This is a genomic window from Accumulibacter sp. (genome assembly GCF_031732815.1).
In the GTDB taxonomy this organism is placed as follows: domain Bacteria; phylum Pseudomonadota; class Gammaproteobacteria; order Burkholderiales; family Rhodocyclaceae; genus Accumulibacter.
In genome coordinates this window covers 19,959-30,468 of the sequence record NZ_JAVMKF010000098.1, presented here as the reverse complement: position 1 = coordinate 30,468, position 10,510 = coordinate 19,959, and the positions used below count along the sequence as shown (strand labels likewise).

The following is a 10,510-nucleotide window of genomic DNA, read 5'->3' as shown; positions in this document are numbered from 1 at the left end:
TTGAGCGCGCCGGTTCCGCCGAGCGCCTCGCAGGTCAGCACGCGACCGGCGGCGAGCAGCGGCGAGCCTTCGCCGAAAAGCAGGCGCTGAACCGTCTGGCTGAAGGCGGCAGGACCATCGATCGGCTGGTAGGAACGTGGCGGCAAGGACTCCAGACGAGCCTTTTCGGCCCGCCGCACGGCTGAGAGCAGGGGAACCTTGCCGTTGTCGTCGAGATAGACGCCGACGCCGAGGTTCACCTTGTTCGGGCGGGCATCGGCAGTGAAGGCCTCGGTCAGGCCGAGGATGGGGTCGCGTGGAGCCATCTCCACGGCGGCAAAGAACGAGCTAGTCATGGCTGTTTCCTTAACGGGGGCAGGCGAATCGCAGTGGGTCGCCGGTCGCGCGCGTGACGGCGGACAAGCCGCTGCACCTGCCTTGCGCCGGAAGCAGCGGGCAACCGGGCCGGGCCCGGCTGACCAGGGACCGTGCTGGCCGCGCAAGGCAGTTGGCGACGGCAGGCGAAAAAAACGTAGAATTCTAGCATGTCAGATCCCCCGCATGCCGCCGGACAGCCCGGCTTCCTCAGCTTCGAGGCGAGCCCTTTTCGCCTGTATCAACCCTTTCTGCCGGCCGGCGACCAGCCCGAGGCGATTGCCCAGCTCTGCGCCGGGCTGGCCGACGGGCTGGCCTACCAGACCTTGCTCGGCGTGACCGGGTCGGGCAAGACCTACACGATGGCCAATGTCATTGCCCGCAGCGGCCGGCCAGCGCTCGTTCTGGCGCCAAACAAGACGCTCGCCGCGCAGCTCTATGCCGAGTTTCGCGAGTTCTTTCCGGAGAACGCGGTCGAGTACTTCGTTTCCTATTACGACTACTACCAGCCGGAAGCCTATGTTCCGGCACGCGACCTCTACATCGAGAAAGACTCATCGATCAACGAGCATATCGAGCAGATGCGGCTTTCGGCGACGAAAAGCCTGCTCGAACGGCGCGACTGCGTGATCGTCGCGACGGTCTCGTGCATCTACGGCATCGGCGATCGCGATGAGTACCACAAGATGGTCCTGACCATGCGCGTTGGCGACCGCGTTTCCCAGCGCGATCTGATCAAGCGTCTGGTCGAGATGCAGTACGAACGCAACGAGGCGGACCTGCAGCGTGGCCGGTTTCGCGTGCGCGGCGATGTGATCGACGTCTTTCCGGCCGAGCACGCCGAGCAGGCGATTCGCATCACGCTCTTCGACGACGAGATCGAAGGGCTGCAGTTCTTCGATCCACTCACCGGGCATCTGCATCAGCGCCTTCTCCGCTTCACCGTCTTTCCATCGTCGCACTACGTCACGCCGCGGCCGACCGTTCTGCGCGCGATCGAGGCGATCAAACGCGAACTTGGCGAGCGCCTCGTGCAGTTCCAGCAGGAAGGCAAGCTGGTCGAAGCGCAGCGGCTCGAGCAGCGGACGCGTTTCGACCTCGAAATGCTCGACCAGCTCGGATTCTGCAAAGGGATCGAAAACTACTCGCGGCACCTTTCCGGGCGGCAGCCGGGCGAACCGCCGCCGACGCTGATCGACTACCTGCCGGCTGATGCGCTGATGTTCATCGACGAATCGCATGTTTCGGTTCCGCAGCTTGGCGGCATGTACAAGGGGGATCGCTCACGCAAGGAGAATCTGGTCAATTATGGTTTTCGCTTGCCCTCGGCGCTCGACAATCGACCGTTGCGGTTCGCCGAGTTCGAAGCGCTGATGCGGCAGACGATCTTTGTTTCGGCAACGCCAGCCGACTACGAGGCTGAGCATCAGGGACAGGTCGTCGAGCAGGTCGTGCGGCCGACCGGGCTGATCGACCCGGTCCTGATCGTTCGCCCGGCGTCGACGCAGGTGGACGATCTGTTCTCCGAGATCAGGCTGCGCATTGCGCGCGGCGAACGCGTGCTGGTGACCACATTGACCAAGAGGATGGCCGAGGAACTGGCCGAGTATCTCGGCGAGAACGAAGTGCGCGTACGCTACCTGCACTCCGACATCGACACCGTCGAGCGCGTCGAGATCATCCGCGACCTGCGTCTCGGCAAGTTCGACGTACTGGTCGGGATCAACCTGCTGCGCGAAGGGCTCGACATTCCCGAGGTTTCACTGGTGGCCATTCTCGATGCCGACAAGGAAGGCTTCCTGCGCTCCGAGCGCTCGCTGATTCAGACGATAGGCCGCGCCGCGCGCCACCTGAACGGCACCGCGATCCTCTATGCCGATCGTCTGACCGGTTCCCTGCGGCGGGCGATCGACGAGACCGAGCGGCGGCGCGCGAAACAGATGGCTTTCAACGAAACGCACGCGATCGTTCCCACCGGTGTCAACAAGCGGATCACCGACATCATCGACGGCTACTACGACAACGCGCGCACCTCCGGCGTCGTCCAGCTCGCACAGACGCCGGCCAACTACGCGGTGATGAACGAGAAGGAGCTTGCGCGCGAACTGAAACGCCTGGAAAAGGAAATGCGCGAATTCGCCAGGAACCTGGAGTTCGAGAAAGCCGCCCGGGCGCGCGACGAACTTTTCCGCCTGCGGCAGGAAGTATTCGGCATCAGCGGCAGCGAAGCGGCGGCCGGGCAGGGTAGATCTGAAGGACCTGTGAAGGGCCTCGGAAGGACAAGCCGGCCGGCGAGCGCGATCTAACGGCGGCCGGAGTAGCCGGGTAGTCCGGCCGCCTCGTCCGAACGCGCCAGGCTGATCGCCTCCTCGATCAGTGCCTGGCGTTCCTCGGCCTTCATGCGCGACAGCAGGATGTCGACGTCCTCGATCTGGTTGCTGAGCAGGCGGTTGTCGAGAATCATTCGCGTGCGGAAGAACTGCGCCCACTGAAACTCGGCAAAATCAGCCGGCATCTTGGCGTAGCCGAAGTGCGAGCGCACGTACCAGGCGAGGCCGCGATAGGGATCGTTGCGCAAATCCTTGACGTGCTTCGGCAGAGCGGCCGGTTGAAGTGGTCCGCCGCCCATCGCGTCAAAGAGATAGACCCAGCGATTGTCGTGCATCGCCTTCCAGAAGTGGGCGTCCTTGAGCACGCTCCAGTTGTTGATCACCTCGACGACGACGCGCGCGTTGCTTTCGTCGAGGCCGGCTTCATTCTTGTTCTGCGCCACTTCCCAAACGGCGCGTGCCAGATGATGATGGTCGGTCAGGTACAGATGGCCGCCGTTGCCGATCACCACCGGGACCGGTCGGATGAGCAGGAAGGCGCTCAGGTCGTCCTTGTTCTTGCGGCTCATCGCTTCGGCTTTGGCATGGACCTCGTCCAGTCCGACACCACTTTGCGTTGGCCGCAGTTCGCTCACGCGCGCCTGAAACAACAATCCACGCGGCGATTTCTGCGAGCATTCTTCGAGATTGAAATCCATGCCCAGCTCCTCCAAAACAAAGCCCGGCGTGCCGGGCGATTGCGCTACGCCGACTTTTCGTTTTCCAGCGCGCGGGCGGTGATCTCTTCGTAGAGGCCGACCACGTTGGCCGCGAGCTGGTGGTACTCCGGGTTGCGCGCGACGAGTTGCTTGACGTCTTCCATGTCGGCGAAGACGCGCTCGAGAAAAGCGATGTCCATATCGTCCAGACGTCCCCCCGCGTCCACCTTCTCCTTCAGATCGAGGGCGCGCGGTATGCGCTCCAGCTCCAGACGCTGGATCAGGGCGGCGGCGACGCCTTTGTCTTCTTCGCTTGTTTCGCTACTCATTCTCGTCTCCTCTTCGGTTGCGCTGACAAAGTGAATTCAGATCTTGCGCTTCATTTTCCTGCAGCGTTCGCGGGCGAGCTCAGTGCTTCCGCTTCTACACCCTGACTGCCCACTTCGACCGCATCGACGCGACCGTCTTCCAGCAGTAAGGATTCCTCGGTCCGCTTGTTCAGGACGACGATGCTGATTCGCCGGTTGACCGAACTGAGCGGATCGTTCTTGTCGAGCAGCACCGTCGAGGCCAGGCCGACGACGCGCAGTACTTTGTGTTCGTCCATCCCGCCGGCGATCAACTCGCGCCGCGAGGCGTTCGCGCGATTAGCCGACAGCTCCCAGTTCGAAAAGCCTTTTTCGCCGCCACCAAACTGCGCCGCATCGGTATGTCCGGCCAGGCTGATCCGGCTGGGTACGGCGTTGAGCACCTTGCCGATTTCGCGCAGAATCACCTTGGTATAGGGCTTGACTTCGGCGCTGCTGGTGTCGAACATCGGTCGATTCTGCTCATCGACGATCTGGATACGCAATCCCTCGCTGGTGATGTCGAGCAGCAACTGGCTCTTGAACTGCTTGAGTGCCGGATTGCTTTCGATCAGCTTCTCGATGCTTTCCTTCAACTCGCCGAGCATCAGGCGCTCCTGTTGCTCGAAGACCTTGCGCGCCGATTCGGCGTTCGTTTCCTTGACCGTCAGTTGCCTGCTTTTCGCGTCGATGTCCCCCGCCTTGACCTGCCCGGCACTGCGCGTCAGATCCTTGCCTCCTCCCTTGAGAACGCTCGAACTGTCGCCGGTTCCCGAACCTCCCTGCGCGGCGATCTTGAGCGGGTTCTGAAAGAACTCGGCGATGCCCTTGAGGTCGCCGCTGGCGGTCGAGCCGAGCAGCCACATCAACAGGAAAAAGGCCATCATGGCCGTCACGAAGTCCGCGTAGGCAATCTTCCAGGCGCCCCCATGGTGGCCGCCGGCGACCTTCTTGACGCGCTTGATGATGATCGGGCGGACGTCGTCGTTCATTCAATTTCCTGCCTGGGGCCGGCCATGCTCGAGGTCATTTACCCTTGCGGCTCTTCAGTTCTTCCTCGAGTTCGCGGAAGGTCGGGCGGACGTCGGACACCAGCGTCTTGCGGCCAAACTCGACGGCCACCTGGGGTGCATAGCCCGACATCGAAGCGAGCAGGACGACCTTGATTACCTGATAGATCTTCGAGCCCTCCTGCGCCTTCTGTTCCAGCAGGCTGGCAATCGGCGCGACGAAACCGTAGGAAATCAGGATGCCGAGGAAGGTGCCGACGAGCGCGCCGCCGATCATCTTGCCGAGCACCGCCGGCGGCTGGCCAACCGAGCCCATCACGTTGACCACGCCCATCACGGCGACGACGATACCGAAGGCCGGCACGGCGTCGCCCACCTTGGCCATCACGTGGCCCGGCGTTTCGACCTCATGATGATGAGTTTCGATTTCGATATCCATCAGGTTCTCGATTTCGATCGCATTCAGGTTGCCGCCGACCATCATACGCAGGTAATCGGTGACGAATTCCATGACGTGATGATCGCTGGCGATGCTCGGGTACTTGCTGAAAATCGGGCTGTCGTGCGGGTTCTCGACGTCGTTCTCGATCGACATCAGGCCCTCCTTGCGGACCTTGGCGAGCACTTCGAAGAGCATCGCCAGCAGGTCGATGTACAACGCCCGGGTGAATTTCGACCCCTTGAAGATTCCGGGCAGCGCGCCGACCGTGGCCTTGATCACCTTGATGTCGTTGGCGGCGACAAAACCGCCGATGGTCAGGCCGACGATGGCAATGTACTCGAGCGGCACCCACAACGCAGCCAGACTGCCATGCACCGCGTACGTTCCGAGCGCTGCGGCCAGAATGATCACATACCCGACAATCAGAAACATCTGTTCCCCCTGCTTAGCGCGCCCGCTGCCGACCTCGCAAAGGGCAAATCCGCCTGCGCCAATTGTAGCCAGAATACCTTCAGTCAGCGGCGGACGAACAATGATATCGCTAAATCTGTCATTTCCGGCGATTGCCGCAGTCAGCGCCGGTGCCCAGCGGTGCGTCGTGCCGGGCGTCGGAAAGCCGCGCGGTGGCCGCCCGCGGTGTGCTGCCCAGCGCCGGGCAGCCTATAATCGGCAGCTCGTCAGGCCGCCCGCGCGGGCGCCGCGGCGATGGCAGTACGGGCGTGTGGATCGATCTCGTGCAAGGAGGCAAGCGTCATGAATCAGTTGTGGAATGTCCTCGCGCGTGCGATGGTCTGGCTGGCCTTCGCCAGCCTGGCATTCAACGCGCAGGCGCGCCCGGCGGCAGCGCTCAAGCTCCCGTCCGGTGTCGAGCGCGTGGCGACCGTCGAAGGCATCAGCGAATACCGGCTGAACAACGGTTTCCGCTTCATCCTCTTTGCCGATGGCGGAAAACCGACGGTGACGGTCAATCTCACCTACCTGGTCGGCTCGCGCCACGAGAACTACGGCGAAACGGGCATGGCGCACCTGCTCGAACACATGATCTTCAAAGGATCGAAGAACTTTCCCGATCCGACGCGCGAGTTTCGCGCGCGCGGCTTCGAAATCAACGGTACGACCTGGTTCGACCGGACGAACTACTACCTTACTTTTCCGGCCAAGGACGACAACCTGCGCTGGGCGCTGGCCTGGCAGGCGGACGCGATGCTCAACTCGTTCATCGCGCGGGGCGACCTCGATACTGAAATGAGCGTCGTGCGCAACGAATTCGAGATGGGCGAGAATGAACCGGCGAGCGTCATGTTCAAGCGCATGCAGGCGCTGCTCTTCGACTGGCACAACTACGGCAAGAGCACGATCGGCGCGCGCAGCGACATCGAGCAGGTCAGGATCGAAAACCTGCAGGCGTTCTATCGCAAGTTCTACCAGCCCGACAACGCCGTCCTCGTCGTCGCCGGCAAGATCGACGAGCAGCGCACGCTCGACTGGATCGTCGCCTCGTTTGGCAGGATGGCCAAGCCGGCACGCAAGCTTCCGGCGGCGTGGACGAGCGAACCGACGGCCGACGGCGAGCGTCAGTTTGTCGTCCGGCGCAAGGGCGAAGTCCAGTTGCTGACCCTTGCCTACCGCACGCCGGCCAGTTTGCACCCCGACGCCGACGCGCTGGCGATGGCTAGCGAGATCCTCGGCGACACGCCGAACGGTCGCCTCTATCAGGCGCTCGTGCTGAGCGGCCTGGCGACGCAGGTCTATGCCTATCCGGTCGAAACGCGCGACCCCGGCTTCGTCGTCTTCGGCGCGGTGCTCAACAAGGGCGATTCGCTCGAACGTGCGCGCGAGCGGATGATCGAGGTCATCGAGGGCGGCTTCGCGCGCACGGCGACGGCGACGAGCGAACTCGAACGAGTCGTCGAACAGTCGCGCACGAGCTACGAAAGGGCGCTCGCCGATCCCGAGACCTTTGCCGTGACGCTCTCCGAGTACATCGCGTTGGGCGACTGGCGCCTGTTCTTCCTTGCCCGCGAGCAGCTCGAGCGGATCACGCCGGAGCAGGTCGATATTGCGGCGGGCAAATACTTCCTGCGCGACAACCGGGTGATGGGTTCCTTCATTCCGGAGGACGAGCCGCTGCGGGCGATCGTTCCGGTCGCACCGAGCGCAGCCGAGTTGCTGGCCGATTTCCGGCCGCCGCAGGAAATCGACGCCGGCGAGATTTTCGAGCCCTCGCCCGAGAACCTGAACCAGCGCACCTTGCGTCGCCGTTACGGCGATCTGAAGGTCGCCCTGTTGCCCAAGAAGAACCGCGGTCAGATCGTCAATGTCGCCATGCGCTTTCGCTGGGGGAACGAGGAGACGCTGCGCCAGCGCAATCTGACCGGGGCGCTGGCGATCGCCATGCTGGGGCGCGGAACGAACCGCTTGACGCGCCAGCAGATTGCCGATGCGTTGACCCGTCTGAAGGTTCGCGGCAGCCTGACGCGCTTCGAAACGACGCGCGACAAGCTGCCGGAAGCGTTGCGTCTGGTTTTCGAACTCATGCACGAAGCGAGTTTCCCGCCGGCTGAATTCGAACGCCTGAAGCGCGAGTATCTGACCTCGTTGCAGGGGCAGATCGACAATCCCGAGGAGCTCTCGCGCGACCAGCTCAATGCGCACTTCAACACCTATCCGCGTGGCGACCCGCGCTACCACGCGCGGCTTGCCGAGCGCATCGAAGAAGTGCAGCGGACGACGCTCGCCGATGTGCTGGCTTATCACCGTGAGTTGATCGGCACGGCGCGCGGCGAAATGGCCATCGTCGGCGATTTCGCGGTTGCGCCGGTCGAGGACGAGTTGCGCTCGCTGTACGCGACCTACGGTTCGCCGTCGCCCTACGCGCGCGTCGAACGAGAGTTTCGCAGCGTCGCGCCGCAGCGGCTGGTAATCGACACCACCGACAAGGAAAGCGCCGTTCTCCGGGCGCGGCTCGACCTCGCGCTGCGCGACGCCGACCCCGATGCGCCGGCGCTCTACGTTGCCAACTACATCTTCGGCGGCAGTTCGGCCCTGTCGAATCGGCTGGTCGACCGCCTGCGGCAGAAGGAGGGCATCAGTTACAGCACCGATTCGCAACTTCTGCTCGGCAGCCGCCAGGCGCTCTCCACCTGGAGCTTCTCTGCCATGGTCGCACCGCAGAACGCAGCGCTGGCCGAAAAAGCTTTCCGCGAAGAACTGCTGCGCGCCTGTCGCGACGGTTTCACGCGGGAGGAGGTGGCGGAAGCCAAACGCGGCATCCTCGAATCGAACGCGATTGCCCGTTCGCAGGACAACGCAGTTGCCGCGCGCTGGCTAAGCTACCTCGACCTGGAGCGCGACTGGCAGTTTGCGCACGACTTCGAGATCCGCATCGCTGCGCTTCGCCCGGAGCAGGTCAGCGAAGCCTTTTGCCGCCACATCGACGCCGAGAAAATCGTTCTGGTAATCGCCGGCGACACGCGCAAGGGACTCGGCAAGTGAGCCACCGCTGGCAGCAGTGGTGGCCTCGGAGATTCGCATAGCAGGATGACAAGTGGTCGTCTTGCCCCATCGAATCGCTTCGGAAGCAGCTCCAACACGAGCGAGAGCATGGCATGGTGAGACAGACGAGGTAGAACGACACGCGGCGATTCAATGGGCAGGTGGCGCTGGTGGCGCTGAAGAGCGACAAGACGTTGGCGGAGTTGGCGCAGCAGTCGATGTCGTGCAGCAGTACGACGTCCGCCCGAACCAGATCACGGACTGGAAGCGGCAACTGACGGAACGTGCGGTTCAGGCTCTTGGCGACGCGAGCCATCCGGCGAGCGCTGATCCGGACCGGACCAAACCGCCCGCCAAGATCGGGATGCTGACGCTGGAGAACGATTTTCCAGAACAGGGGCTCAACCAAGGTGGACAGGCTTCCCGCAGGACGATGCTCGACCGCAAGCACAAGCTCCCCGTTCCGTATCAGGGCGCGCTCCTCCGGCGGACGCGTTCAAGCGCCTACTGCACGCCAGCAAAGTTTCGCCGGAGCATGGGGCGCTGGCGCTGATGCATAGCATCGGCGAGTTGCATCTTGAGCACTCCTTTGCCGGTGCGCGCATGTGGCGCAATCTCCTGCGCAGCCAGGGGTTCCAGGCCGGGCGCAGGCAATGCTCTCAAGCTGCCAAAACGATGTCATACCGACCCTTTGTAAGCCTCTGCTAGATGTGGCTTTTTGGTGGACTTTCCTGGGGATGATCGGTTTGGCCTGATCTGGACAACATTCTTGACGAGTTGGCTGAAGACGGAGGCGACATTGTCGAGGGCATCGAGGCCGTGGAGAAGCCAGCGGCCGAGGGTGCGCCTGATGCGCGAGAAGGTGTCGCCGCGGTTGATGAAGTAGGGCTGGCGGGTGTTGGGATCAAGGGTGTCGCTGGTGGCATGGACGGCCAGAGCGTTGAGCTTGTCGCCGAGGATTCTGGCGCCGAAGTCCTGTTGAGCGGCGAGCCAGGACGTGCCCGACAGGTGCTCCAGGGCGAGACGGTGCTTGATCCGGCGGAATGCTTCCTCAAATCTCCAGCGGGAGTGGTAGAGCGCGCCGAGTTGGTGAGCAGGGGAGGCGTCGAGAGCCAGGAGCGAGGTCACCAGGACACGAAGCTTTTGGCCGCACACTTGGCGGATCAGGCGTACTTGGCAGGCCGTTGCGGCGATTTCATAATCGAGCGCATCCTTTTTGGCGGGGGCGGGCAGGGTCACCATCTGCTCGGCAAGTCCGGATCGGCGGAAGCTTCGGATAGCGGCGAAATTGAGACTGTCTGCGCGCATGCAGAAGTCGCGCCCTCGTTGCGTCAAGGCGGCGAAGGACCACTACGCGGGGTAATCGCGATCGAGCACCCGAATGTCGTGGTCGCGCAGTTTGTCGAGGTGCTCGAAGAGCATCTGGTGCTCACCGACAACCTGGAAAAGCAGTCAACGACGTCGACATAAAGGTCGCGGCATATAAGACTTTACCTACGTACCAAGTGGATGCGTACTCTGCCTTGGGCTGGCCTCGCGCGCAAGCGGCTTCTCGGGTGACTGCTCGCAACTTATGCGAATTGCGTGACAGGTTGAGAGCATTGGGTATCGACGCCCTGACGGACGGCACAATGGCCGAGGCCCTCGGCGAGATGGCTCTTGCCGGTGCCGCAAGAGCCGGCAATACGCACGGGGACCTTCTCGGCGATATAGCAACCGGTGGCGAGTTCATCGATCAAAGCGCGGTTGAGGTTGGGCAGGCGGGCGAGATCGAAAGCGTCGAGGGATTTGCCAGAGCGGAAAGCGGCGCGACACTACGCTTATCTTTGGAACA

At 62.9% G+C, this 10,510-nt stretch carries 10 protein-coding genes and 1 pseudogene; 4 read left to right on the top strand and 7 right to left on the bottom strand.

Going from position 1 to position 10,510, the window contains the following annotated elements; genetic code table 11:
• On the bottom strand, window positions 1-335 hold a 335-nt coding region (locus RKP46_RS07890; protein WP_311106138.1), incomplete at its 3' end, for an aminotransferase class I/II-fold pyridoxal phosphate-dependent enzyme.
• Window positions 336-524: 189 nt separating this feature from the next.
• Here RKP46_RS07890 and uvrB point away from each other — a divergent pair.
• Complete coding sequence (uvrB, locus tag RKP46_RS07885) at window positions 525-2,660, top strand: excinuclease ABC subunit UvrB (protein ID WP_311106137.1); 2,136 nt, start codon at window positions 525-527, stop codon at window positions 2,658-2,660.
• Here uvrB and RKP46_RS07880 read toward each other — a convergent pair.
• From RKP46_RS07880 to motA, 4 genes are read right to left on the bottom strand one after another with little or no spacing between them, the layout of a single operon-like run.
• Complete coding sequence (locus RKP46_RS07880) at window positions 2,657-3,382, bottom strand: ParB/Srx family N-terminal domain-containing protein (protein ID WP_311106136.1); 726 nt, start codon at window positions 3,380-3,382, stop codon at window positions 2,657-2,659. The two genes, uvrB and RKP46_RS07880, sit on opposite strands and share 4 nt — an antisense overlap.
• Window positions 3,383-3,426: 44 nt before the next feature.
• Window positions 3,427-3,711, bottom strand: coding sequence for a hypothetical protein (locus RKP46_RS07875; protein ID WP_311106135.1), 285 nt, complete (start codon window positions 3,709-3,711; stop codon window positions 3,427-3,429).
• A 50-nt stretch (window positions 3,712-3,761) separates the two neighbouring features.
• On the bottom strand, window positions 3,762-4,721 hold the full coding sequence (motB, locus tag RKP46_RS07870) for a flagellar motor protein MotB (RefSeq protein WP_311106134.1): 960 nt from the start codon (window positions 4,719-4,721) through the stop codon (window positions 3,762-3,764).
• A gap of 34 nt (window positions 4,722-4,755) precedes the next feature.
• The gene (gene motA / locus RKP46_RS07865) at window positions 4,756-5,613 is read right to left on the bottom strand and encodes a flagellar motor stator protein MotA (protein WP_311106133.1); all 858 of its coding nucleotides are present in this window, start codon (window positions 5,611-5,613) and stop codon (window positions 4,756-4,758) included.
• 321 nt (window positions 5,614-5,934) lie between these two features.
• Here motA and RKP46_RS07860 point away from each other — a divergent pair, with 321 nt between their 5' ends.
• Together RKP46_RS07860 and RKP46_RS07855 are read left to right on the top strand one after the other, a co-directional pair.
• A complete protein-coding gene (locus RKP46_RS07860) occupies window positions 5,935-8,676 on the top strand; it encodes an insulinase family protein (protein WP_311106132.1) in 2,742 nt (913 codons plus the stop codon).
• A gap of 223 nt (window positions 8,677-8,899) precedes the next feature.
• Complete coding sequence (locus RKP46_RS07855) at window positions 8,900-9,229, top strand: hypothetical protein (protein ID WP_311106131.1); 330 nt, start codon at window positions 8,900-8,902, stop codon at window positions 9,227-9,229.
• Between the two features lie 125 nt (window positions 9,230-9,354).
• On the opposite strand, the gene RKP46_RS07850 is transcribed toward RKP46_RS07855, so the two are convergent.
• Window positions 9,355-9,984, bottom strand: a complete 630-nt coding sequence (locus RKP46_RS07850; protein WP_311106130.1) for a transposase — start codon at window positions 9,982-9,984, stop codon at window positions 9,355-9,357.
• A gap of 18 nt (window positions 9,985-10,002) precedes the next feature.
• Here RKP46_RS07850 and RKP46_RS07845 point away from each other — a divergent pair, with 18 nt between their 5' ends.
• Window positions 10,003-10,146 carry a hypothetical protein gene (locus tag RKP46_RS07845; RefSeq protein ID WP_311106129.1) on the top strand — a complete coding sequence of 48 codons (144 nt, stop codon included), beginning with the start codon at window positions 10,003-10,005 and terminating at the stop codon, window positions 10,144-10,146.
• A gap of 137 nt (window positions 10,147-10,283) precedes the next feature.
• Here the strand turns inward: RKP46_RS07845 and RKP46_RS07840 are convergent.
• Window positions 10,284-10,487: pseudogene (locus RKP46_RS07840) on the bottom strand (ATP-binding protein); the annotation flags it as partial.
• Window positions 10,488-10,510: the final 23 nt, after the last annotated feature.

Excerpts from the sequence above, each read along its gene's own strand:
- uvrB (WP_311106137.1), top strand. The coding sequence starts at position 525 with ATGTCAGATCCCCCGCATGCCGCCGGACAGCCCGGCTTCCTCAGCTTC.
- motA (WP_311106133.1), bottom strand. The coding sequence starts at position 5,613 with ATGTTTCTGATTGTCGGGTATGTGATCATTCTGGCCGCAGCGCTCGGA.
- RKP46_RS07875 (WP_311106135.1), bottom strand. The coding sequence starts at position 3,711 with ATGAGTAGCGAAACAAGCGAAGAAGACAAAGGCGTCGCCGCCGCCCTG.
- RKP46_RS07850 (WP_311106130.1), bottom strand. The coding sequence starts at position 9,984 with ATGCGCGCAGACAGTCTCAATTTCGCCGCTATCCGAAGCTTCCGCCGA.
- RKP46_RS07860 (WP_311106132.1), top strand. The coding sequence starts at position 5,935 with ATGAATCAGTTGTGGAATGTCCTCGCGCGTGCGATGGTCTGGCTGGCC.
- RKP46_RS07880 (WP_311106136.1), bottom strand. The coding sequence starts at position 3,382 with ATGGATTTCAATCTCGAAGAATGCTCGCAGAAATCGCCGCGTGGATTG.
- motB (WP_311106134.1), bottom strand. The coding sequence starts at position 4,721 with ATGAACGACGACGTCCGCCCGATCATCATCAAGCGCGTCAAGAAGGTC.